Origin of the sequence: Mesorhizobium sp. BH1-1-4, from assembly GCF_020165665.1 — a bacterium.
Lineage (GTDB): Bacteria > Pseudomonadota > Alphaproteobacteria > Rhizobiales > Rhizobiaceae > Mesorhizobium.
The window spans coordinates 234086-256741 of record NZ_JAIUIN010000005.1 but is presented as its reverse complement, the minus strand read 5'-3'; the positions used below and the strand labels follow the sequence as shown (position 1 = coordinate 256741).

Annotated in this window: 21 protein-coding genes and 1 pseudogene; 8 read left to right on the top strand and 14 right to left on the bottom strand. The window is 64.5% G+C overall.

From position 1 onward, the window contains the following. Positions 1-25 precede the first annotated feature (25 nt). The 3 genes from LB569_RS12360 to LB569_RS12350 all read right to left on the bottom strand — a co-directional run bounded on the left by LB569_RS12360 (position 26) and on the right by LB569_RS12350 (position 3066). Entirely contained in the window at positions 26-1033 is a 1008-nt protein-coding gene (locus LB569_RS12360) for a substrate-binding domain-containing protein (RefSeq protein WP_224692481.1), read from the bottom strand. 96 nt (positions 1034-1129) lie between these two features. Further along, positions 1130-2035: a sugar phosphate isomerase/epimerase family protein gene (locus LB569_RS12355; RefSeq protein ID WP_224692599.1), complete on the bottom strand. Its 906-nt coding sequence runs from the start codon at positions 2033-2035 to the stop codon at positions 1130-1132. Then, positions 2035-3066: a Gfo/Idh/MocA family protein gene (locus tag LB569_RS12350; protein WP_224692479.1), complete on the bottom strand. Its 1032-nt coding sequence runs from the start codon at positions 3064-3066 to the stop codon at positions 2035-2037. Before LB569_RS12350 ends, LB569_RS12355 begins: the two co-directional genes overlap by 1 nt. Positions 3067-3259: 193 nt before the next feature. Between LB569_RS12350 and LB569_RS12345 the strand changes: the two genes are divergently transcribed. Next, positions 3260-4285 (top strand): LacI family DNA-binding transcriptional regulator, encoded by a 1026-nt coding sequence (locus tag LB569_RS12345; protein ID WP_224539957.1) that lies wholly within the window; start codon positions 3260-3262, stop codon positions 4283-4285. Between the two features lie 24 nt (positions 4286-4309). Here LB569_RS12345 and LB569_RS12340 read toward each other — a convergent pair whose 3' ends face one another. The 3 genes and pseudogenes from LB569_RS12340 to LB569_RS31935 all read right to left on the bottom strand — a co-directional run bounded on the left by LB569_RS12340 (position 4310) and on the right by LB569_RS31935 (position 8735). Then, positions 4310-4624, bottom strand: coding sequence for a hypothetical protein (locus tag LB569_RS12340; protein ID WP_224539956.1), 315 nt, complete (start codon positions 4622-4624; stop codon positions 4310-4312). A 124-nt stretch (positions 4625-4748) separates the two neighbouring features. Continuing rightward, positions 4749-6302 carry a trimethylamine methyltransferase family protein gene (locus tag LB569_RS12335; protein ID WP_224692478.1) on the bottom strand — a complete coding sequence of 518 codons (1554 nt, stop codon included), beginning with the start codon at positions 6300-6302 and terminating at the stop codon, positions 4749-4751. Between the two features lie 21 nt (positions 6303-6323). Further along, a pseudogene (locus LB569_RS31935) lies at positions 6324-8735 on the bottom strand (GcvT family protein). Positions 8736-9019: 284 nt separating this feature from the next. Here LB569_RS31935 and LB569_RS12320 point away from each other — a divergent pair. Further along, the gene (locus LB569_RS12320) at positions 9020-10489 is read left to right on the top strand and encodes an esterase-like activity of phytase family protein (protein WP_224692475.1); all 1470 of its coding nucleotides are present in this window, start codon (positions 9020-9022) and stop codon (positions 10487-10489) included. Between the two features lie 52 nt (positions 10490-10541). On the opposite strand, the gene LB569_RS12315 is transcribed toward LB569_RS12320, so the two are convergent. Beyond that, positions 10542-11345, bottom strand: coding sequence for a L,D-transpeptidase (locus LB569_RS12315; RefSeq protein ID WP_224692473.1), 804 nt, complete (start codon positions 11343-11345; stop codon positions 10542-10544). Between the two features lie 177 nt (positions 11346-11522). Between LB569_RS12315 and LB569_RS12310 the strand changes: the two genes are divergently transcribed. Next, positions 11523-12995 carry an MATE family efflux transporter gene (locus LB569_RS12310; RefSeq protein ID WP_411970214.1) on the top strand — a complete coding sequence of 491 codons (1473 nt, stop codon included), beginning with the start codon at positions 11523-11525 and terminating at the stop codon, positions 12993-12995. A gap of 33 nt (positions 12996-13028) precedes the next feature. On the opposite strand, the gene LB569_RS12305 is transcribed toward LB569_RS12310, so the two are convergent. Both LB569_RS12305 and LB569_RS12300 read right to left on the bottom strand, forming a co-directional pair. Then, a complete protein-coding gene (locus LB569_RS12305) occupies positions 13029-14234 on the bottom strand; it encodes an MFS transporter (protein WP_224692469.1) in 1206 nt (401 codons plus the stop codon). Between the two features lie 185 nt (positions 14235-14419). Next, a complete protein-coding gene (locus LB569_RS12300) occupies positions 14420-14827 on the bottom strand; it encodes an SH3 domain-containing protein (protein ID WP_224539943.1) in 408 nt (135 codons plus the stop codon). A gap of 241 nt (positions 14828-15068) precedes the next feature. On the opposite strand from LB569_RS12300, the gene LB569_RS12295 reads away from it, so the two are divergent. Next, complete coding sequence (locus tag LB569_RS12295) at positions 15069-15644, top strand: TMEM175 family protein (RefSeq protein WP_224539941.1); 576 nt, start codon at positions 15069-15071, stop codon at positions 15642-15644. Positions 15645-15701: 57 nt separating this feature from the next. On the opposite strand, the gene LB569_RS12290 is transcribed toward LB569_RS12295, so the two are convergent. Further along, complete coding sequence (locus tag LB569_RS12290; RefSeq protein ID WP_224539939.1) at positions 15702-15983, bottom strand: hypothetical protein; 282 nt, start codon at positions 15981-15983, stop codon at positions 15702-15704. A gap of 134 nt (positions 15984-16117) precedes the next feature. Here LB569_RS12290 and LB569_RS12285 point away from each other — a divergent pair, with 134 nt between their 5' ends. Next, positions 16118-16984: an SDR family NAD(P)-dependent oxidoreductase gene (locus tag LB569_RS12285; protein ID WP_224692596.1), complete on the top strand. Its 867-nt coding sequence runs from the start codon at positions 16118-16120 to the stop codon at positions 16982-16984. Positions 16985-16987: 3 nt separating this feature from the next. On the opposite strand, the gene LB569_RS12280 is transcribed toward LB569_RS12285, so the two are convergent. Then, positions 16988-17413 carry a low affinity iron permease family protein gene (locus LB569_RS12280; protein WP_140701894.1) on the bottom strand — a complete coding sequence of 142 codons (426 nt, stop codon included), beginning with the start codon at positions 17411-17413 and terminating at the stop codon, positions 16988-16990. A gap of 259 nt (positions 17414-17672) precedes the next feature. On the opposite strand from LB569_RS12280, the gene LB569_RS12275 reads away from it, so the two are divergent. Beyond that, entirely contained in the window at positions 17673-18953 is a 1281-nt protein-coding gene (locus LB569_RS12275; protein ID WP_224692468.1) for a hypothetical protein, read from the top strand. A 162-nt stretch (positions 18954-19115) separates the two neighbouring features. On the opposite strand, the gene LB569_RS12270 is transcribed toward LB569_RS12275, so the two are convergent. The 3 genes from LB569_RS12270 to LB569_RS12260 all read right to left on the bottom strand — a co-directional run bounded on the left by LB569_RS12270 (position 19116) and on the right by LB569_RS12260 (position 20877). Then, positions 19116-19412 (bottom strand): hypothetical protein, encoded by a 297-nt coding sequence (locus LB569_RS12270; protein WP_140701896.1) that lies wholly within the window; start codon positions 19410-19412, stop codon positions 19116-19118. A 248-nt stretch (positions 19413-19660) separates the two neighbouring features. Further along, the gene (locus LB569_RS12265) at positions 19661-20302 is read right to left on the bottom strand and encodes a DapH/DapD/GlmU-related protein (protein WP_224539931.1); all 642 of its coding nucleotides are present in this window, start codon (positions 20300-20302) and stop codon (positions 19661-19663) included. Between the two features lie 80 nt (positions 20303-20382). Beyond that, complete coding sequence (locus LB569_RS12260) at positions 20383-20877, bottom strand: CreA family protein (protein WP_224692594.1); 495 nt, start codon at positions 20875-20877, stop codon at positions 20383-20385. Positions 20878-21104: 227 nt separating this feature from the next. Between LB569_RS12260 and LB569_RS12255 the strand changes: the two genes are divergently transcribed. Both LB569_RS12255 and LB569_RS12250 read left to right on the top strand, forming a co-directional pair. After that, positions 21105-21683, top strand: coding sequence for an SCO family protein (locus LB569_RS12255; RefSeq protein WP_224692466.1), 579 nt, complete (start codon positions 21105-21107; stop codon positions 21681-21683). 65 nt (positions 21684-21748) lie between these two features. Further along, the gene (locus tag LB569_RS12250) at positions 21749-22621 is read left to right on the top strand and encodes a 50S ribosomal protein L11 methyltransferase (RefSeq protein WP_140701899.1); all 873 of its coding nucleotides are present in this window, start codon (positions 21749-21751) and stop codon (positions 22619-22621) included. Positions 22622-22656 lie beyond the last annotated feature (35 nt).

The following is a 22656-nucleotide window of genomic DNA, read 5'->3' as shown; positions in this document are numbered from 1 at the left end:
GCCCCCGGCCGGCAGCCTTGGGAGGTCAGCGCAGCGCCTGCTTGGCGAGCTCTGAGACGATCTCGTAATTCTGCGGCGTAACGAAGCCGGCGCCGGTGTCGACATTCAGCGGCGCCAGGCCCAGCACCACTTGCTGGCAGAGGCTGAGGATCGGCAGATAACCCTGCAGGAATGGCTGCTGGTCGGCCGTCAGCTGCACCCAGCCGCCCTTGAAACCCTCGACGATCTGCGGGCTGGTGTCGAAGCCGAAGTTGAAGATATCGCCAGGCTTCCGCCCCGCCGCTTGCATATATGTCGGCACATTGCCAAGCATCTGGCCGCCGGGATAGCCGACCGCCTTGACGCCGGGATTGTTGAGCAAGGCCGCGGTGATCAAGGGGATGGCGAGATTCGGGTCGGCCGCCCACTCGGTCGCGGAGTTGATTTGAACGACATCGACGCCGGCCTCTTTCAATGTGGCGACCGTCGCACGCTCGCGCGCGCCCCGGCTCTCATTGTCGAAGGGACCGATCATGATCGCCTTGTCACCGGATTTCAGCCCGGCCAGCTTGAACGCCTCCGCGCCGAGCGCGCGGCCCTGCTGCTCCTGCTGGGCGCCGACATAGCCGCCGCCGAACGCCGCCACCACCTTCGGCAGCGGCACGTTCTGGTACATCATCTTGATGCCGTCCTTATGCGCCTGCTCGGCCAGCGGCATGATCGCGTCTTCGCCTGGATGACCCATCATGGCGATGCCGCCGGGCTTGACCGCAACCGCCTCGCGCAATTGCTGCACCATCTTTTCGGGGTCCCAGCCCGAGAAGATGTAGTCGACCTTCGGGCCGAGATCGGCAGCCGCCTGCCTGGCGCCATTGTAGACGATGGTGCCGAAAGCATCGCCCTCCGCGCCGCCGACGAAGAAGCGGATATGGACATCCTTGCACCATTGCTGGTCGAGCGCCCGTGCCGGCATGGTAGAGATGGCGGCGCAGAGCGCCGCGGCGGCGGCCACGACGGCGGTGCGCGCGAATGTCGTTCTGATTGCTATGCTCATGCACTTGTCCTCCCATTGTTTTCCTCGTCGCCGAGGGCTCTTGACGATTTGCTGGCATTGGCATTTGACGGCCGGCTCCTCCCGCCGCCGCGCTTCTCACGCCGGATTTGGCAGGTAGCTGGCGCCTCCCCGGCATTGCTTGAGATACTCCAGCCCCCGCACCTGCCCGGTGATCTCGAGATCGTCGCGATAGACCGGGTCGTGCCAGCCCTCGATATCGATGGCGCCCTTGTAGCCGGCCAGCCGCAATTCGCTGATCACCCGCGTCCAGTCGCTGTCGCCGAAGCCCGGCGTGCGCATCTGCACGAAAGGCACGCGGCCGAACACGCCATGCTCGCGGATCACGTCCCAGCGGATCGTGGCGTCCTTGCCGTGGACATGAAAGATGCGCGGCGCCCATTTGCGGATCTGCGGCATCGGATCGATCAGGTAGACGAGTTGATGGCAGGGTTCCCATTCGAGGCCGAGATTTTCGTCGGGCACTTCGTTGAACATCAGCTCCCAGGCGTCCGGATTGTGGGCGATGTTCCAGTCGCCGCCTGCCCAGTTGCCGTCCATGGCGCAGTTCTCGAAGGCGATGCGCACGCCCTTGTCGGCGGCGCGCCTGGCCAGCGGCCCCCACACCTCGCGAAAGCGCGGCAGGCTATCGGGCAGCGGCTTGCCGCGAATGCGCCCGGTGAAGCCGCTGACCGTGGAAGCGCCGAACAGATGCGCATTGTCGATGACGGTTTCCCAGGCCGCGAGCACGCCCCGATCGACATCGCCGCTCTCCAGCGGATTGCCGAACACGCCGATCGAGGACACGGTCACGTCGGCATCGCCGATCGCCTCGCGGATCTCGCCAGCCAGCCGCGGCAAATCCTTGCCGCCCAGCGTCTGCCAGAAGAAGGGCTGGATGCTCTCGAAGCCGAGCGGCAGGATCTGCCTGACATAGGCCGCCGGGTCGTCGAGATTGGCCCGCACCATGGTGCCGATGCGGATGTCGAGCAACGGGTTTGGCATCATGATCCTTCCCTTGTGATCGCCACGCGCCGCCCGGTCTCGGCGCTCTCGATCGCGCCAAAAACCATGGCCAGGCTCTTGATGTTGTCGGCGCCGCGCGTTTCCGGCTCGGTGCCGGTCTCGATGGCGTGCATGAAATCCCGGATGATGCCGAGATGGCCGCCGACGCGGTCGGAAGGATCGAGCGCCGGCACCTCGACCGGCTCGGTTTTGTCCATCAGGCCGTCACGGCCCGATACCACCGCTTCCGCCTTCAACCCGTCATGGCCGTCCCAGGTCAGGCTGCCGCGCTCGCCAACGATGCGCCAGCTGCCCTCCCAACTGGTGCGGAAGCCGGCTGCGCACCAGGAGCCGGCATAGGTAAAGACCTTGCCGCCGCCGAGATCGAAGACGGCGCTCGCCGACGACCCTTGCCGGTACCAGGACTGGGCCGGCTCCCATTCCTGGCAAAAGACACCGGCCGGCTCGCCGGCGACCATGTAGCGGGCGGCATCGAAGGTATGGATCGCCATGTCGAGCAGCAGCACATGGTCCATTTCCTCGCGGAAGCCGCCGAAATGCGGCCCGATGAAGAAGTCGGCATGGATGCTGGTCGCGGCACCTATGACGCCAGAGTCCAGAAAACGCCGTATGCGCCTGACATTGGCGACATAGCGCCGGTTCTGGACGACGGCATGAACGCGCTTTGCCCGGCGCGCGGCCTCGACGATGGTGCGGGCGTTCTCGGGACTGTCCGCCAGCGGCTTCTCGGTCAGGAGATGGCACTTATGGGCGAAGGCCGAAAGCGCGACCTCGCGCCGGGCGGCGGGAACCACGACATCGAACACCGCATCGGGTTTTGTCTGGTCGAGCACCGCGTCGAGGCTGGTGCCGGTGACGGCATTGGCAAGCCCGTATTCGACCGCCCTCGCCCGCGCCCGTTTGGCGTCGAGGTCGACAAGGCCGACAATGGCAAGCCCGTCGATCCGGCTTGCGGCATCGAGCCATTGTCTGCTCATCGCGCCACAGCCGACGAGGACGACATTCATCATCCGGCGATCCTCCCGTTCGGCCCCTCCAGACCGAATGCCACGGCATTCACGGCACCGCCGTAAACGTCTTCCGTAAACGTTTACGAGAACACACCCGATGACGTAGAATGTCAATCGGCCGCTGTCGAAAATCGCCGTTGCGCCTTGGCCGGGGCGGCAGCCGGTGCTAGCCAAGAAGGGGGAGAACAGTCACTTGGCGTCCAGCATCCACGACCTTGCGCGACACCTGAACATTTCGATCGGCACCGTGTCGCGGGCGCTGAACGGACGCGCCGACGTCAATGCCGACACCCGCCAGCGCGTGCTCGATGCCGCCAGGCAGCTGAACTACGCGCCCAACCAGTCCGGACGCAGTCTCAGGCAAGGAGCCACCCATTCGATCGCCTTCATGCTGCAGCCGCATCAGGGCGACCAGCAATATGGCGAACCGTTTTTCATCCCGTTCCTGATCGGGCTGCAGGCGAAGCTGGCCGAGCATGGCCTCGATCTGATGGTCGTCATGGGTGAGCCCGGCAAATATCAGCAGGAGCGGTTGCGTCGCGTGGTCGAGACGCGCTTGGTCGATGCGGTCGTTTTGGCTAATACGCGGCGGGAAGACGATCGAATCGACTATCTCGGCAAAGTCGGCTTTCCCTTCGCCACGCTTGGCCGAAGCCAGTCGGGCGACGACACCTATCCTTCGCTCGATATCGATTTCGAGAGGGCGGGCGAAGAAGCCGTCGACCGCCTCGTGGCGCGCGGACACCGTCGCATTGCCGCCATCCGCCCTTCGCTTGATCTCAACTTCGGCTATCTGTTCCTGGACGGCTATGGCAGGGGCTTGCGGCGGCATGGCATCGAGGTCGATCACGAGCTGATCGCCGACGGTTTCATCAACGAGGCCGGCGGCTACGAGGTGACGCCGCGCGTGATGTTGGCAAAAGACCCGCCGACGGCAATCATCTTCAACAATGATGCCATGGCGCTCGGCGGCTGCAAGGCGCTGGCCGAGATGGGCATGCGGCCCGGTCAAGACATTGCCGTGAACGTCATCGTCGACACGCCGCTCTGCCGCTATTTTTCGCCGGCGCTGACCGCCTTTCGCCCGGCGCTGGAGCCGATGGGCCGACGGCTGGCCGAAATGCTGCTGGCATCGCTCCCCGCCTTCGCCGGCCCGGAAGGCCCCCGCGTCATCCGCGAAGTCTGGCCGCTGGAACTGGTCGCGCGCGATAGCGATTGATGGGACCAGCGCCGGCGAAGCCGGTCAATCCACCTTCTTCTCGCCCCGCTCGCCAGCCTTGACGATATCCCCGGTGGTGAACAGGATTTCCTTCAGTTCCGCGCGCCAGTCCGTCTTCTGGCGCAGCAGGAATTCGAGGTCCATGCCGAAATGCTTGAACTCCTCGCTCTGTGCGTTCTTCATGATCGCCTTGGCCTGCGGGTCCTTTTCAACCGACATGCGCTGTTCGTACCAGCCGATCGCTTCCGCCTCCTCGATCAGCGAGGCGATCATGCGGGCGAAGGTCCGCACCTTCTGCGACAGTTCTTCCGGCGGTTCGTGATACTGGTCGAAACCCATGTCGTCCTCCCTCAACGGCTCGCGGATGGAGCCAAAGGCACTGGCCCGCATCCATGAATGCGTGGAACGCGCTGCGGGTTCCGGCATCCAGCCACAATTCGGGACGGTGAATCTGCAAGCAATCTCAGGACACCGGCGCGGCGCCGCCCTCCTCGGTGCGCCGGGCGATGAAGTCGTCGAGCACACCCGCGGTCGCGGCAGTCGCTGCAGGCGGCTCGAAATCGGCCAGGATGCGCTTCCAGATGCCGGTGGCGCGTTCGGTCGCGGTCTTCGAGCCGCTTTGCGTCCAGTTGCCGAAATTCGACCAGTCGGCCACCAGCGGTTCGTAGAAGGCGGTGCGGTAGCGCGCCATGGTGTGGCCGGCCGAGAAGAAATGGCCGCCCGGCTGCACCTCGGCGATCGCCTCGAAGCCGATCGCGTCGTCGTCGCCAGGCGTCGCGGCGCAGAGTTCGGCGACCGTCTGCAGCGCCTCGATGTCGGTGACAAGCTTCTCCAGCGAAACGCTCAAGCCGCCTTCCAGCCAGCCGGCGGCATGGATGCAGACGGTGGCGCCAGACAGCACCGAGCCCCATAGCGCGAACTGCGTCTCGTGCGCGGCCTGCGCGTCCGATATGTTGGCCGCGCTGCCGCCGCCGGAGCGCCAGGGCAGTCCGGTGAAGCGCGCCAGCTGGCCCGCGCCCAGTGTGGCTTTGACGTGCTCCGGCGTGCCGAAGGCGGGTGCGCCCGATTTCATGTCGACATTGGAGGAGAAGGAACCGTAGACCACCGGCGCGCCGGGCCGCACGATCTGCGCCAGCGTCAACCCGGCCAGCGCTTCGGCATGCTGCAAGGTCAAGGCGCCGGCCACCGTGATCGGTGCCATCGCACCGGCCAGGCAGAAGGGCGTGATGATCAGGACCTGGCCCGCCCTGGCGAAATCGATGATGCCTTGCGCCATGGGAATGTCGAGCTGGCGCGGCGAATTGGTGTTGATGACGGTGTAGCAATGCGCGCCGGAGCGGAACTCATCCTCGGACAGGCCGCGGGCCAGCCTGATCATTTCGAAACTGTCATCGACCTGCGGCGTACCACGGGCGAACACGAACGGGAATTTGTCCGAAAGGGTCAGTTGCGCCCGGTTGACGGCATAGTGGCGGAAACGATTGTCGATATCCTGCGGCTCGATGCACGGCCCGAGCATGTGCAAGACATCGAAATGCTGCACCAGCTTGATCAGCTCCTCGAAGGCGGCCAGCGTTCCGGGACGCCGGCCACGGTCGAGATCGGTGACATTGGGCGCGCCGGAGCCCGCCAGGAACGTCATCGAGCCCAGTTCGAGCGACAGGTCGCGAGCCCGCGCGCCTGCATTGGCATGGATCGATCGCGGCGCCGAGGCGAGCGCGGCCGCCACCATGTCACGGCCGATGCGCACCATGTCGGTCTCGGGATCGACCAGCGCGCCGGCGCGGGCGAGCACTTCGCGCGCCTGCGGCAGCAGCACCTTGATGCCCAATTCTTCCAGCACGCGCAGCGCCGTGTCGTGGATCGACGCCACCTGGTCGTCGGAAAAGATCGGCTGCGGCAGAAACGGGTTCTTCAGCGAGCGGTAATCGGGCTTGCGGCTGGATTCGCTGCCGGCCTCGCCCGTGCGTCCACGCCGGCGTTCGCGCCTCATATCCCGTGCCGCGTCATCGACCATCAGAAACTCCTCCTCATTGCCTCATTGCCGCATCGCCTTGCCCTGGGGATCGTAGGGCGAGACCCCGATAACCCGCGCCGGCCGCTCGACGCCGACAATGTGTACCGAAAGCGCGGTCCCTTCCCCGGCGAAATCGTCGTCCACCAACGCCAGCGCGACGCTCTTGCCGATCGTGTAGCCAAATCCGCCAGAGGTGACGAAGCCGACGCGCCGTCCGCCATGCCAGACCGGCTCGAAACCGCTGGCGTCGGCATCGACGGCATCGATCTCCAGCGTCACGATCCGCCGCGCGGCGCCGGCCTCGCGCGCCTTCAGCGCCGCGTCGCGGCCGATAAATTCGCTCTTGTCGAAGGCGATGAAGCGGTCTAGCCCGGTCTGGCCCGGCGTATAGCCCTGCGTGAATTCGCGCGACCAGATGCCGAAGCTTTTCTCCAGCCTGAGTGCATTCAGCGCGTAGTAGCCGATCTCGGCCAGCCCAAGGTCCTCTCCGGCGGCAAGCAGCGTTTCGCGCAGCGTGGCGTGCAAGGTCACGGGACAACTGATCTCGAAGCCGAGTTCGCCGGCGATGGAGAGGCGGGCAACCCGCGCCCGCACCATGCCGATGTCGAACGCGCCACAGGCCATGAACGGCAGCGCCTTGCCCGACACGTCCTGATGAGTCGTGCGCTCAAGAATCTTGCGCGCATTGGGCCCGGTCAGCAGGAAACCGCTCATCGCGTCCGAAATGTCGGTGACCGTGACACCCTCTCGTGCATGGCTCTCGAACCAGCGCATGTGGAACTCCCTGAGATAGTAGGAGCCCATCAGCCAATAGTCGCCGCCGCCCCAGTTGATGACGGTCAGGTCGCCCTTCAACCGCCCGTCCGGTCCGAGCATTGGCGCCAGCCGCGCCTGGCCGGCCTTCGGCAGCCTGCAGGCGAGCAACCGGTCGAGCCACGCCTCGGCGCCTGGACCCGAAATCGCGTAGCGCGAATAGGCCGAGATATCGACGAGACCGGCGGCGCGCCGTACCCGTAGCGCTTCGTCGCCGACGATATCGAAGGCGTTGGAGCGCTTGAGCGTTGTGTTCTCGCGAAAACCCATCGGCGCGAAATAGGCCGGCATTTCCAGCCCCCAGGAGGCCGTCCATTCGCAGCCGGCCGCACTCATGCCGTCATAGGCGCCGGAGCGTTTCAAGGGCCGGCCCGCCGGCAATCGCTCATTGGGAAAGGTCATGACGAAGCGGCGCGCGTAGAACTGCCGGGTCGTCTGCTTGAGATACTCCCGGTTGGCGGCGAAGGCGCCGTAGCGGGCGATGTCCATGCCGAAGATGTCGGCCCGCGGCTCGCCATAAATCATCCATTCGGCCAGCGACTTGCCGACGCCGCCGCCCTGGCTGAAGCCGGCCATGACGCCGCAGGCGACCCAGTAGTTCTTCAGGCCGCGCACCGGCCCGACGATCGGATTGCCGTCGGGGGTGAAGGTGAAGGCGCCGTTGACCCATTTGCGGATGCCGGCCGTCGCCAGGCAGGGAAAGCGCTCATGCGCCTTGGCGAGTTCCGGGCTGATGCGGTCGATGTCCTCCGGGATCAGCTCGATGCCATAGTCCCATGGCGCGCCGTCCATGTTCCAGTGCCTCGGGTTCTGCTCGTAGACGCCGAGCAGCACGCCGTTGCGTTCCTGGCGCAGGTAGGAAAAGCCGTCGAGGTCGACCGCAAGTCCGAGTTCCCGGTCGAGTGCGGCGACCTCGGGAATGTCCTCGGTGACGAAATAATGGTGCTCCATCGGCGTCACCGGCAGGTCGACGCCGGCCATCAGGCCGAGCTGCTTCGCCCATAAGCCGCCGGCATTGACGACATGTTCGGCGACGATGGTGCCCTGCTCGGTGACGACATCCCAGTGGCCGTCGGTGCGTGCCTTCAGCTCGACCACGCGGTTGCGCAGGATGACTTCGGCGCCACGCTTTTTCGCCGCTCCGGCATAGGCGTGCGTCGTTCCGTAGGGGTCGAGATGGCCCTCATTGGAATCATAGAGGCCGCCGAGCACACCGCTGACGTCGACGATCGGTCAGATCGCCTTGATCTCTTCCGGGGTCACCAGGCGGGCCGTTTCGATGCCCACCGACTGAAACACCGCCCAGGCCGACTTCAACCATTCCCAGCGCTGCGGATCGCTGACCATGTTGACGCCGCCGGTCATGTGCAGGCCGATGTCCTGGCCGGATTCGGCCTCGATCTCGCGATAAAGCTTGATGGTGTAATCCTGCAGCGCCGCGACATTGGGATCGGCGTTGAGCGCGTGAAAACCGGCCGCCGCGTGCCAGGTCGAGCCGGCCGTCAGTTCGGCGCGCTCGATCAGCGCCACGTCGCTCCAGCCGAACCGTGTCAGATGGTAGAGCACCGAGGCGCCGACCACGCCACCTCCGATGACGACTGCGCGGTAATGCGACTTCAAGGCTTCCCTCCTGGTCTGTCAGAGGGGACACCATATATGGACTGTACATTAGTGTCTAGTGCGCTGAATACGACCGATGGCCCGATCAATAATCTCACGCCGTCCAGTATTTTTATCGCCACACGGAGACCCCGGCGGGCCGACATCGCGCACTGTCACGCAAGCATCATGTTGACGCCGTAGATCGCTTTCGGGGAGGCATGCGCGGCATCGTCGATGCGGCACCTCTTTTCATTTTTGCCCTTCGGCCGCTGCGGCGTGCTTCGTCACAAAGAGGATTGTCCATGAAACATTTGAACCGAAGCGTCGCGCTCGGCGCGACACTCGCTCTGTTCACCGCCCTCACCCCGGCGCTTGCCGATGGCGTGGCCTATATCAACAAGGGCCTGGTCGGCGTCGGCCGCATTCCGGCCGCACAGCGCGACAAGTTCGGCGAGACGTTCGGCTCGGGCTCCGGCATGGCGATCGACACATCCGGCTGGACGCATGATGCCGGCACCTACAAGGGGTCGCTCTGGCTGCTGCCCGACCGTGGCTACAATGTCGCCGGCACCACCGATTACCGGCCGCGCCTCAACACGATCGGCATCGAGTTCACGCCTGTCGCGCCGGGCGCTGCTCCCGCCGCCGGCCAGGAGCAGACCGGCGTCAAGGCGACGCTTGCCGACACCATGCTTCTCACCGACGACAAGGGCGCCGATGCCACCGGCCTCGATCCGTTGTCGGATGTACGCCCGGCCGCGGGCGACATGCCGATGCTGCCCGTCGCCACCAACGGCAAGCTCGCTCTCGACAACGAAGCGATCGTGCGGCTGCCCGACGGTTCGATGTTCATCTCCGACGAATACGGCCCCAACATCTACCGGTTCTCCGCGCAAGGCCGCCTGATGTCGGCGACCCAGCCGCCGGCGGCACTCGTGCCGATGCGCAAGGGAGTGCCGAACTTCTCCTCCGACAACCCAGGCCCGGGTGCCGCCGACCCTGACCCGAAGGATCCCGAGACCGGGCGCCAGAACAACCAGGGCCTCGAAGGCATGGCGATGACGCCGGACGGCAAGTTCCTGATCGCGGTGCTGCAGTCGGCTCCGAGGCAGGACGGCGGCGATTCCCCTTCGACGCGCCAGAACACCAGGGCCCTGGTCTATGACGCCTCCGACCTCGCCCATCTGAAGCTCGCGCATGAATATGTCGTGCCGCTGCCGGTGTTCAAGGACGCCAAGGGCAAGACCAAGGTCGCCGCGCAGAGCGAGATTGTGGCGCTTTCGGACACGTCCTTCCTGATGCTGGCACGCGACAGCGGCAACGGCCAGGGCCTGAAGAAGGGCGACGCGTCGCTCTACCGGCAGATCAACATCGTCGACCTTTCCGGCGCGACCGACATCGCGGGCGGACCCTTCGACGCCGCCGACAAGCCGGTCGCGCCCAAGGGCGTGCTCGATCCGTCGGTGACCCCGGCCAAGCTGACGCCGTTCATCGACATCAACGACGCCGCCGCGCTTGGCCGCTTCGGCCTGCACAATGGCGGGGCGAAGGACCGCAACGAGCTCTCCGAAAAGTGGGAAGCGATGTCGCTCGCCAGCGTGCTCGACCCGAAGCTGCCCGACGACTATTTCCTGTTCGTCGGCAACGACAATGACTTCCTTGCCCAGGACGGCTTCCAGGTCGGCGCCCCCTACAAGGCCGATGACGGCGCCGATGTCGACACCATGTTCCTGGTCTATCAGGTCACGCTGCCGGGCCTCGGCAAGAAATAACGATCGCCGCGGGCGGGCGCGCCTGGCGTCCGCCCCGGCAGGTCGTGAAGGCCTACTTCAGGAACTCCGCGTCCTTCGGCACGCCCGCATCGATCGGCTCGGCCGTCCTGCTCGACACGGCCATGATCTTGCCGGCGGCCGAAAGGTTGGGACGCACGAAGACCTGGGCCGGGCCGTTGACGCGGCTGTAGAGGTCGATGATGTCCTGGTTCATGAAGCGGACGCAGCCGGACGACGCGTTCTTGCCGATGGAATCCCATTCCGGCGTCCCGTGCAGCCGGTACATCGTGTCCTTGCCGTCGCGGAAGAGATAGAGCGCGCGCGCGCCCAGCGGGCTCTGCGGGCCGGGCGGCATGCCGTCCTTGTATTTCGCCAGTTCCGGCCGGCGCTGGATCATTTCGGGCGGCGGCGTCCACACCGGCCACTTCTTCCTCGCCTGGACCACGGCGCTGCCGGTCCATCCGAAACCGGCCTTGCCGAGGCTGACGCCATAGCGGATGGCCTTGCCGCCGTCGCGCACCAGATAGAGGAAGTGCTCGGATACGTCGACGACGATCGTGCCGGGCTTTTCCCCGGTCGGATCGGCCACGACCTGGCGCACGAACTTCGGATCGAGCTTGGCAACCGGAATGGCCGGCAGTTGATAACCCTCGTCGGTGCGCGCCGCATACATGCTCGCTGTATCGCCGAAAGCGGCATCGCTTGGCGCGGCCGACGGTGGGGCCGGCGCCGCGGTCGGCGGCGCCACATCGGTCGTGGTGCACGCCGAAAGCGTCAGGGAAGCCGCACCCAAAGCGGATGCGCCAAGAAACGCGCGCCGGCTCAGGCGCTCAGGAAAAAGCGGAATATCTGACATGAACCCCCCGGTGAGAAACGCGGCCCTACGCGCCTGGGATCAATATCCCATTCCGGAAGCTTTGAGAACAGGATGGATCAAGGTATGGCCCTTCGACCCTCCTGGCGCCGTGCATCGACCTGCCCGGTTGAATCTGCGATCATCGCGCACCGGACTCAAAGATAGGCTCTGTCGGCCATGGACGAAAAAATGCCCGCCCGTCGTCGCACTAGCGACCTGACCAGCGGCCCGATCCCACGCACGCTGCTGCTCTTCGCCTTGCCGGTGCTCGGCTCCAACGTGCTGCAATCGCTGAACGGCTCAGTCAATGCCGTCTGGGTGGGCCGCTTCCTCGGTGAATCCGCGCTGACCGCGACGTCCAACGCCAATCTCGTTCTGTTCCTGATCCTCGGCACGGTGTTCGGCATCGGCATGGCGGCCACCATCCTGGTGGCGCAGTCGGTCGGCGCCCGCGACCTGCCCGAGGCGCGCCGCATTGTCGGCACCAGCGCCACGTTCTTTTTCCTCGTCTCGGTGGTGTTCGCGGTGTGCGGCTGGGTCTGGGTCGACGCCATCCTCGGCGCGCTGGGCACCCCGGCCGACGCCTTGCCGCTCGCACGCTCCTACCTGCGCATCATCTTCGTCGCCGTGCCGATGATGAACCTACTGTCCTTCGTCATGACCGTGCTGCGCGGCGCGGGCGATTCACGCACGCCCTTCTTTTTCATGGGGCTGGCGGTCGTGCTCGACATCGTGCTCAACCCCCTGCTCATCCGCGGCATCGGCCCATTTCCCGAACTCGGCATCGCCGGTTCCGCCACCTCGACGCTGATCGGCCAGACCGTGAGCGTCATCGCCATCCTTGTCGTGCTCTACGCGCGCAAGCATCCGCTGCGGCTGGCCGGCGCCAATCTCGCTTTGCTGCGCCCGGATCCGGCGCTGCTGCGCATCGTCGTCTTCAAGGGCGTGCCGATGGGTTTGCAGATGATCGTCATCTCGGCGGCGGCACTGACGGTGATGGGTATAGTCAACTCCTACGGGTCCCAGGTCGCCGCCGCCTACGGTATCGCCGCGCAGCTCTGGACCTACATCCAGATGCCGGCGCTCGCCATCGGCGCCGCGGTGTCCTCCATGGCGGCGCAGAATGTCGGCGCCGGCCGCTGGGACCGCATCGGCCGCATCGCGGTCTCCGGCGTTGGCTTCAACCTTGTCCTGACCGGCGCTCTCGTCGCGCTGCTATGGGCCTTCGACCGCTCGATCCTGAGCCTCTTCCTGAGCAGCGACAGCGCGGCGATCGACATTGCCGCTCACATCAACAGTGTCGCGTCCTGGTCGTTCATCCTGTTCGGCATCACCATCGTGCTGTTCGCCACCGTGCGCGCCACCGGCGCGGTGATGCCGCCGCTGATCATCCTGGTGATCTCGGTGCTCGTCGTGCGCACCGGCTTTGCCTATTTCATGCGCGGCGTGATCGGCGAGGAGGCGCTGTGGTGGAGTTTCCCGGCCGGCTCGATCACCTCGCTGTTGCTGGCGGCGGCCTACTACCGCTTCGGCGGCTGGCGCACCATGCATATGATCGAGAACAGGCCGGCCGCCGGCGAACCGCCCGATACAGGGCTCGGCGTGCCGCGCCAGCGCGCCAACATGACGCCTGAAACCCCGAACGGCTGAAGCAGGCCACCTTGCCGGATCGGCGCGGCTGTCTCAGCGCCTTTGTCTGAGCCCGAAGCCTAGCGCCACCAGCGCGAACGCGATGATCATGGCCGCGAAGGCCAGGCTCGCGACGACCGGACTGGCATAGGTCGACACGACACCGATCCCGATGACGGGCAAGGCATTACCGACAAAGCAGCAGATGAAGAAACTGGACACGACCTCGGCACGGCGATCCCGCGGCGCGATCTCGTTCACCACTTGCAGGCCGCCGCGATAGCCGAGAGCGGCCGCCACGCCGCAGCAGGCGGTCGCCGCGATCATCAGCGCCATCGACGCGAGCATCTGCGCCGCCACCACGAGCACGGCGCTCGGGATCATCAAGGCCAGCGCGGCCAGCATCGCCGTGCTGCTCTGCATCCGCGCCAGCGCCACAATGCTGAGCGCCGCGATCATCGCCAGCTCGAAGAACAGTGCCCCGGCTATGGCATGGTTCGTTTCGTGCAGCTGCTGCGCCAGGATGCTCGGCGCCACCGCCGCATAGAAGCCGACCAGCGCCATGGCGCCAAAGCCGGTCACCGCCGGCGCCACGAAGCGCGAGCGGATCCGCGCCGGCACGGAGAGGCGCGGCCGCATCGACACCTGGCCAAGGCCGCTGGGCTTGGTCACCGTTTCGCGCGTGCGCCAGACCAGGATCGTCACCACGCCAAGCGCCGCCAGATAGACGATGAAAACCAGGCGCAATGGCCACGGCTCGTATTGGGCCAACAGGCCCGAAACAAGCGCCCCGAAACCGAGGCCGAGGAAGTTGGTGCTGGTGGCGATGACGCTGGCGCGCGACTTGTCGGCATCAGGCAGAAGCTCGGCAATCCACGCGGTCCCCGTCCCTGCACCGACGCCGATCCCAAGGCCGCTCAGGACGCGCGCCACATCGAGCGCGACGACATTGCCTGCGAACAGGAAGACAAGCGCGCTGACAATGGCCACGATCATTGCCGCGAGTGCCGCCGGCCGGCGTCCCACGACATCCGACACGCCGCCGAACACCAGCAAGGCGCCGAGATTGCCGACGACATAGACCGCGTAGATCAGCGTCAAGGTGATCTGCGAAAAGCCGAATTGCTGCTTGTAGACGATATAGAGAGGCGTCAGCACCGTGCTGCCGGCAAACAGCACCGCGATCATCGCGGCGACAGTGGGGATCGCTAGGTCGCCGCCGGCATCGTCGTGAGTTTGCGCGAGATCGCGAAGGGCCATGGCCAAGCTCGTTTCAGGGATCGCGACGTTAACGCACCCTTCCCGCCGGCGTTCCGATCGACGGCCACGCTCCTGACACCACGGTGGGCCTTGACCCGCCAGGCTCACGGCCAAAAACGCGGATCGGGGCCAGCGGCCCCGATCCATCAACGGCATCCCGTGTGCCGTACCGGATGCGATCGATCCTATTTGCAGGGGAAACCGGGCGCGATCTTGCACTTGCCCGGACGCGGCTTGTGCGGCGGGCGGTGATGCGGGGGACGGTGATGGGGCCGATGGTGCCAGTGCGGCGGCCGATGCGGCGGGCGCACGATGATAACAGGCGGATGCACGACTTGGGCGCGCGCGAGATAGCCCGAACTGGCCCAGCCGCTGACACCGCCACCATGTATCCTGCACCAGCCAGGCTGGCAGCCGGTGACATTGACCCTGAAGCCCGCCGGCAGCGTCCCGACCTTGGCATATCCCGCGCCGGGCCCGTTACGCACGTTGAGATTGGTCGTGGTGTGGGCGCTGTAGGCAAAGGCCGCGGCCGACGTACCGAAGACGGTTGCCAGGATGGTCGCTATCGCAAGCAGAAATCGAAATCTCATCAGTCCCTCCATTCGAGCGCCGGCCGTTCGACTGCTTCGGCCGGGACCGCGTCGCTAGGGGAGATGCAGCGGCAAGAAAAGTCAACAACTGGCCGAGGCCAATCACCATGATCACCGGTCCGGGCATGGAGGTTTCCCCTGATATAGTTGAGGAATTTATCGTACGCCGTTTATCGGCGTGCCAACATCCGCTAACGATCTACTATCTTTCGGCAATTCATCGCGCTCCGGGGCAGTGATCATGGGCAAAGGCAGGGTCGAGGCATTCACCGACGGCGTGGTGGCGATCATCATCACCATCATGGTGCTGGACCTGAAGGTGCCGGAAGGCGAGGATTTTTCGGCCTTGCTGCCGCAGTGGCCGATCTTCCTGTGCTACGTGCTATCGTTCATCAATGTCGGCATCTACTGGAACAATCTGCACAATATGTTCCACACCGTGCAGCGGGTCGACGGCCGCGTGCTGTGGGCAAACCTGCATCTGCTGTTCTGGTTGTCCTTGATGCCGGTGACGACCGCCTTCATGGGCGAGAACCATTTCGCCACGGTTCCCGTCGCGGTCTACGGTTTCGACCTTGTAATGTGCGCGACCGCCTACAGCATCCTGGTCATCGCGCTGCATCGGCTGCATGGGCAGGACACCGCATTCGCCAAGGCCATCGGCGCCGACCGTAAGGGGAGGATCTCGCTCGCCATTTACATCGCGGCCGTCGGGCTGACCTTCCTCGACCGGTGGATCGGCGTTGCGCTCTATGTTGCCGTCGCCCTTGTCTGGCTGGTGCCGGACACGCGCTTCGCGCGGGTGATCGAAAAATAACTGTTTGCCCGGCGCAATTCCGGACGGAAAACCGCTTCACACTTTTCCTGGAATTGCTTAGCCGCGCATCGCCTTCAGCTTTTCCGCCACCGACGCGGCAAGGTCGCCATAGCGCTCTTCCAGCCGCTCCGCCGCCTTGATGATCGAGAAATCATGGCCGAACTTCTCCAGCGCCATGCGCAGTTTCTCGACGAACTCGGCCTGTTTTTCCAGCGCCGAGAACAAAGTCTTCACCTGGGCTTCGCTGATATCGGGATTGGCCAGCATCTGTGGCACCTCGCGCCCCATCTGGTCGCCGGTGGCGGTCTGCTCCTTCAGAATTGCAACCCAATCCGTCAATCGGAAATCTCCTTTTGTCGTGGCAGCATGCGCAGCCACGACCGGGCTGGTCAACCCGACAAGCCCGACAGAGGCTTGCGCAAGCCCGATCCGGCGCTAAGTTCGGCGCCATCGAGAAAAGGACCTTGCCGCTCATGATCACCGACGCCGAAATCCAGACCGCCCTGCCAGCGCTTGGCCAAGGCAATACCGCCGTCATCACCGGCGCCGCCAGCGGCATCGGCCTTGCGGCGGCCAAAAGGCTGGCGTTGATGGGCATGAAGATCGTGCTGGCCGACATTGGCGGGCCGCGCCTCGACGATGCCTCGCGCGCCGTCGCCGCGATTACCGGCGACGAAGCCGTGCTTGCCGTTGCATCCGACGTTTCGAAGGCCGATGAGGTCGACCGTCTCGCCGACCGGGCATTCGGCGCCTTCGGCGAGGTCTCGCTGCTGATGAACAATGCCGGCGTCGGCGACAATCCTGGAAAGCCCTGGGAAAACCGCGACGGCTGGAAACGGCTGCTCGACGTCAATTTCTGCGGCGTCTTGCATGGCGTCGAAGCCTTCACGTCACGCATGCTGGCGTCGGCCAAGCCCGGCCTGATCATCAACACCGGCTCCAAGCAAGGCATCACCACGCCGCCCGGCAACCTCGCCTATAACGTTTCCAAGGCCGGCGTGAAGACCTTTACGGAAGGCCTTGCGCATGCGCTGCGCAACGAGCCCGGCGCCCGCCTGTCGGCGCATCTGCTCATTCCCGGCTTCACCTATACCGGCCTGACCGAAGGCGCGACGGAAAAGCCCGCCGGTGCCTGGACCGGCGAGCAGGTCGTCGATTTCATGCTGGTCTCGCTGGTCCGGGGCGACTTCTACATCCTGTGCCCCGACAATGAGGTGGCGCGGCCGCTGGACGAAAAGCGCATGGCCTGGACGATCGGCGACATCATTGAAAACCGCCCTGCCCTGTCGCGCTGGCACCCCGACCACAAGGATGCATTCGCGGCATTCCTGAAGGGCTGAGCCTCAAGCAGCGCTCTTTCCCGCGCTCCGCTTCTTGGCAACCGCCTTGTTGGCCGCCAGGGTGGCGATCTCCTTGTCGTGCCGTTTTGCCGCCCGCTCGCATTTGGAGCGGATTTCCTCGACCTCGGATTCGGTCAGGTGTTCGATGCCGATAAAGTGGTTGTGGCCCTCGCTGACCCTGATCAATTCGTCGAGCTTGGCCTGGATCGCCGCGCCGTCACGGTTCTGGGTGTTCTGGATGAGAAACACCATGAGAAAGGTAATGATGGTCGTGCCGGTGTTGATCACCAGTTGCCAGGTGTCCGAGAAACCGAAGAACGGCCCGCTGACCGCCCAGACGACGACGATCAGACAGCAGACGGCAAAGGTCAGCGGCAGGCCGGTCATGTGAGCGACCCAGTTGGCAACCTTGGTGAAATGCTTTTCCATGTGTCGAGTGCCCTCAATGTTTGCCGCGATGAGAAACAAGCGGGGGCCGTTCGAGTTCCCACCGCAAGGAATGCAACCGGCACAATTGAATACACGCAGGACGCGCATCTAGTGAAAAACACACCTTATCGGTTCAATGTCATGGTAACCATGCAGGCAAGGAGCCTGTTCCTTCCGCTTCACAGCGGTTTACCTCCAGCCCCTTCCGCTGCGCCACCCCCGCATGGCGGAAGGGGTTTCATTCCGGAGAGCGCGGAGCATGGTTTCCCCAAAGCGCCGACCGGCACCAGAACAATCCATCGCTCCACTTTCGCGCGCTCTGCTCCGCAGCGCCGGCTTCGGCCTGCTGATGACCTGCGCTGCCGTCACCGCCCGGGCTGAATCCACCACCACGCCGGCAGCCGAACCGACGGCCCCGCCGGCGGCGGAGGCGGCCGCGGCGTCAACCGATCCAGTCATCACCGGCAGTCTCGAACGCCACTGGACCAACAACGCGCTGGACAGCGATCGCAACGTCTCCGACTGGTATTCGTTGCTGCGCGGCGCGCTGCAACAGCAATGGGGCGACAGCGACGCTTACGCGAAGCTCAACGCCGACTTCCAGCTTTCGCATTACGACCACACCTCGATAGAGGATGACCGCTCCCTGGGCGTGTCGGCCGAGGCCTTCCGCCGCCTCACGCCGGGTCTCGAATTGAGGGGAACGCTGAGCTATCGCGTGTCCAGCACCGGTGACAATCTCGACATCGGCCCGCTGACGCTGGGAACGCGCGAGGCCAAGCAGGTCTTCGGTGCCCAGACACAGCTCGGCATCGATCTCGGCAATGCGACCTCGCTGATCCTCGAAGCCGCCGACAGTTTCGAAAAACTCGGCGCGACGCATTTCGAGGACGACCTGATCCTGCCGGCGAAACTGCACGCCGACCGCAACCTCTTCCAATTGGCGGCGAGGATCACCCGGACCGTCGGCAATTTCGCCTTCGGCGCGTCGGCATCGGCGCTCTTCGCCAGCGTCGAGCGGATCGGCTATCCGCCGCTGTTCCTGTCGTTCGACGCCTATACGCTGCGCGCCGAGGCCGCCTACAAGGGATCGGACGGCTCGACACTGGGCCTGGCGCTGGGCGCGGAGTTCCTGCGCGGCGCCGACAACATCTACCAGCGCTGGCGCCCGACCTGGCAGGTGACCTTCGGCAAGCCATTGCCGCGCGGCTTCGAGCTGCGCGGCACGTATTTCGGGCGCTACGAAACATCCAACACCGACGACCCGCTGGCCTCATGGCTGCAGCGCGCGGAACTGGAAATCGGCACCAAGCTGCGCGAGAATCTCGGCATTGCGTCCGGCATCTTCTACGAGCTCAAGGACAATCTGCTCTATGAGAACCAGGAGCGCCGAAAAGGCATCTATGCCGAGGCGACATATGACGCGAGCAAGTCGATGGCCATCGTCTTGCGCGTCGATATCAACAGGACCATCAAGACGGTCATCGACGACCGCGAACACAGCATCGATGCCTTCATTGCGTTGCGCGCCAAGATCTGACTTCGTCTTCGCGCATGTCCGGCCTGTTTGCGGGGAAGGCTAGTCCTGGAAGAACGGTTTTCCGTCCGGAGTTTGCCTCGGCCCAGGGATACAAACCAGCGAGGCAGGAGGGTGTGCGAGACCCTCCTGCCCCGACACGGAAATTGCCCGTGACCTTGCTGCCTAGTGACGGCCGCCCAGCTTGTAGCTGTTGCCGCCGAGCACGTTGACGCCGATCCCGCTGAGAACGCCGGAAAGGACGTTGGTCTTGTTGCCGTTCAGGATGCCCTGGACGACATTGCCGCTCAGGATGTTGTTGCCATTGAGAACGCCGTTCAACGCGTTCACCTGGCCGAGACCGATGGACGGCGACACGTTGATCAGGCTGCCCGAGCTACCTCCGCCCCAGCCGCCGGCATAGGCGCCGACAGTCGAGAACGAAACCATTGCAGCAGTGAGTACAAGTGCGAACTTCTTCATGACTTCTCTCCATTGTTGCTAACAGTGTTTCCTTCGACTTCTTACGACTTACCCCCGCATCGATTAGTGCATTTCGCAAAAATTCGTGCAACCATGGATTGTTTAATTTGAGCGATACAATTCATTTTCCAATTTTTAACGCTAATATTTTACGTTAAGAAAATTGGTTACCCTCGAAGCATCTCCGCCCAACGCAATATTTCGTTTCCGGGAAATGGCGGCTGTGGAGAACGTATAGGGATGCCGGCTCAGGCGGCGTCGTTTTCCCAGCGATCGAGGAAGGTCTCGATCGGCATCGCCTGCATGTCGGGAACCGCCCTGGCGAGTTTCTCGACCGGCCAGTCCCACCAGGCGAGAGCCTCGATGCGTGCCGCTATTTCAGGAGCAAAGCGTGGCCTGAGCGGTTTCGCCGGCACGCCGGCGACGATCGTGTAGGACGGCACGTCCCGCGTCACCACGGCATTGGCACCGATGACCGCGCCATTGCCGATGGCAACGCCGGGCAAGATGACCGCGCCATGGCCGATCCAGACATCATGGCCGATGGTCACGGCCTTCGACCGCCGCCGCTCGCGGAACGCGGCATCGACGCCCAGCCAGCGAAAATATTCGTTCGGCCGATAGCTGACCTTGTGCTGGGTCAGCCGCTCGATCGGATGTTCCAGCGCATTGATGCGGCTGTTGGCGGCGATCGAGCAGAATTTGCCGATCGTCGTATAGATCGCCTCGGCATGGCGTTCGAAATAGGAGAAATCGCCGACAATGACCTCGCGCAGCACGACGCGTTCGCCGATCGCGGCATAACGGCCAAGCTTGCAGCCCTTCATCTCCGCGGTCGGATGAATGCGCGGCTCGGGGTCTTTCGGAACGAGATCTTCGGAACGGTCCATGTCGGCGGCTTTACGTCAGAGCAATTGCCGCCGCAAGGCGGAGCAATTGGCCGTAACGCCAAACGGCTCGAAAGAATCGCCTATTTCGGCTTGTCCTTGCTCCACACCACGTTCTGGCCATAGAGCGGCACCGTCGTGACCGACATCTTGGCCGAGCCGTCCTGCACCTGGCGCGAGTGCGAGAGATAGATCAACGTCTCGTTCTTCTTGTCGTAGATGCGGTTCACCACCTGCTTCTTCCAGATCAGGCTGATGCCCTGCTTGAAAACCTCCTCGCCGCCCTCGCTCGTGTCGATGTCGCCGATGGTGATCGGGCCGGTCTGGCGGCACGAGATCGAGGAATCGCTGGGATCCTCGAACCAGTTGCCCTTGTGCAGCCGGTCGATGACGCTGCGGTCGAAATAGGAAACGTGGCAGGTGACGCCCTCCACCTTCGGATCCTTGATCGCCTCGACGATGATGTCATTGCCGACCCAGTCGACGCCGACCTTGCCGACTTCCTCGGCGACGGCGCTGCCAGCACCAAGCACGACGCATGCGGCCAACGCGCCTCCGATCAGTTTTCGCCCAGCCAGTTTTCGCCCAGTGAGTTCGAGCCCAATCAGTTCGAGCAAAGAAGCCTCCTCGGTTCGGGTTGCCGGTCTCAGGTGGGGCGGACCGTGCGGCTTTGCAAGCAGATGCGTCAACACCACGGCCGGTTGCGGCAACGCGGCACTTTGCCTGCGCCGGGCCGAACCGCTAAGACTGTCGCACCGGCGCGGCATTGAGCCGGCGCGATGATTTCTGCGGACGGACTTTTCTGATGATGCGTTCTATCCTGGTCGGCATTCTCGTCCTGATGGCGGCCGGCGTCGGCTGGCTGACCTTCGACTGGTATCGCGGCCACTATGGCGGCGAACCGTTCGGCGCGCCCTTTACCCTGGTCGACCAGAAAGGCGCCCCGATCACCGAGGCTGCTTTCCGCGGACAGCCCAGCGTCGTCTTCTTCGGTTTCACCCATTGCCCCGAAGTCTGCCCGACCACCTTGTTCGAACTCTCCGGCTGGCTGAAGACGCTCGGCGATGACGGCAAGAACCTGCGTGCCTATTTCGTCTCGGTCGATCCGGAGCGCGATACGCCCGAGGTGATGAACGCCTATGTCAGCAATTTCTCCGATCGCATCACCGGCATTACCGGCGACCCGGACAAGGTCCACGCCATGGCCAAGTCGTTCGGCATCTACTGGAAGAAGGTCGACACCGGCGACGGCGACTACACGATGGACCACACCGCCTCGGTGTTGCTGCTCAATCCCCAGGGCGATTTTGCCGGCACGATCGCCTACGGAGAGAGTGCCAGCACCGCCGTGGAGAAACTGAAGCGCCTTGCCGCGAAGGGCTAGAGCTTGGTTCCGAAAAGTGGAAACCGGTTTCGGACAAGAACAAGCCTGGAGAAACGTAAATTCACATGACCCAGACGCGGCTCCATTTCACCACCGGCAAGATCGAGGCTGAACGCATCTTCGCGGCGCTGGAGATGGCCTTCGAGGAAGAAGGCCTGCCGATCGCCGTGCTTGAGGTCGACGAGGACGCCGACATCCACGAGGTCTCGCTCTATACCGATGGCAATGTCGACGCCGTCGAAGCGCGGCTGAAGGACGTGCTCGCCGGGCTTTCCATGTCGAAGCCGGTCGAGCGCGAGTCACTGCCCGACATCGATTGGGTGGCGCGCTCGCTGGAAGGGTTGAAGCCGGTGCGTGCCGGCCGTTTCTTCGTCCATGGCGCGCACGACCGCAGGAAGCGCCATAGCGGCGAACTCGCCATCGAGATCGAGGCAGGCCTTGCCTTTGGCACCGGCCATCACGGCACCACATCAGGATGCCTCGAAATGCTGGAGAAAGTCGTGCGGCGCGAGCGCCCACGCAACGCGCTCGACCTCGGCACCGGCAGCGCGGTTCTGGCGATCGCGGTCGCCAAGCTGGCGCATATTCCGGTGCTGGCCACCGACATCGATCCGGTCGCGGTCAGGGTCGCCGCCGCCAATGCGCGGCTGAACCACGTCAAGGGCCTGATCGAGACGGTGAGCGCGCCGGGCTTTCACCACCCGATCTTTGCCAGACGCGCGCCCTTCGACCTCATCGTCGCCAACATATTGGCGCGGCCGCTGATGCGGCTGGCGCCGCAAATGGCCGCGCACATCGCGCTCGGCGGCTCGATCGTGCTGTCGGGCATCCTCGACCGCCAGCGCGACGCGGTCATCTCGGCCTATGTCGGCCAGAACTTCCGCCATATCAGTACCTTGCACCGCGAAGGCTGGGTGACGATCCACCTCAAGCACTGAGGCCGGCAAGGCGGTTGCCGGCCCTCTCAGGCTAA